Annotated in this window: 1 protein-coding gene; it reads left to right on the plus strand. The window is 41.4% G+C overall.

Annotation, left to right across the window (positions count from 1 at the left end):
• Nucleotides 1–83: 83 nt before the first annotated feature.
• Nucleotides 84–1,126, plus strand: a protein-coding gene (locus AAHB12_RS31090; RefSeq protein ID WP_342048931.1) for an IS630 family transposase whose coding sequence is annotated in 2 segments (ribosomal slippage) — nt 84–590 and nt 593–1,126 — 1,041 coding nt in all. Because the reading frame shifts where the segments join, the coding sequence is not laid out codon by codon here.
• Nucleotides 1,127–1,145 lie beyond the last annotated feature (19 nt).

A 1,145-nucleotide genomic window follows, 5' to 3' on the forward strand; every position in this document is an offset into this window, starting at 1 on the left:
ATATAAGTTGAACTAAATAATCACCTTTCCTCTCCCTGTGTTACAATAAGGAAAAACAGGAACGAAATAGGGAGAGACGTAAAATGAAAACACAAGCAGCTGAATTAGAAACTGTCCAACAAGCCATGAAACAAACGAAAGATAAGCGAATGCATGAGCGTTATCAAGCGGTCTCTCTCTTTTTACAAGGCTACACGTATGCGCAAATTACTAAGATTGTTGGTCGAAACGAAAAGACAGTGGGCGAATATGTGAGAGCGTATCGTAAAAACGGTCTAGAAGGACTCATCAGACGAGCTTCTCCAGGCGCACCACATAAACTGACACCAGAACAGGAGAAAGAACTCATACAAACGGTGGTGCATTCTCTTCCGGTTGATGTTGGGTTCACCGCTCGTCATAATTGGACATTAGCGCTGATCGTGTCATTTGTAGAACAGAAGTGGCAGAAGAAGTACACCCTCCGTGGGATGTCTCGTCTTTTGAGCAGTCTAGGTCTTAGCTACTCAAAGGCCACTTACACCTTAGCGCAAGGAGATGCCGTCAAACAGGCTGCTTTTCGTGAAGAAACATTTCCTGCTTTAAAAAAAGATTGATTGACGAAAACATTGATCACCTGTTGTTTCAAGATGAATGCATGATTCGAGACTACCAAGCAGTTCAGTATACTTGGTTTTTACGCGGAAAACAGCGCAAGATTCCAACGTACGGCAAACACCATGGCGTGAAACTCATTGGCATCCTCAATTATGAAACAGGAAAAGTTCACTGCACAGAAGAAGAACGGTACGATGCAGAAGCATTTCTACGTTTTCTTCAGTATGTCCTGAAGCAATATCCAATCGGCAAAATTGTTATGGTGCTAGACAATGCACGGATTCACCATGCCAGTCTCATTCATCCTTTTCTAGAGGAACATAAAAACCGATTAGAATTTGTGTTTTTACCACCGTACAGCCCCGAAATGAACTTGATTGAAGGGCTGTGGAAGTGGCTGAAAAGTGCCGTTATTTACAATGTGTTTCATGCTTCTGTAAGAGAAATTCGAAAACATGTGCAAGCATTCATTTCTTCTATTAACGAAACACCGGAAGAAGTCATTAATAGACTGTGTATCAGGATGTGAAAATTAAATTCAACTTATA

The sequence above is a fragment of the Bacillus sp. OTU530 genome, assembly GCF_038440375.1.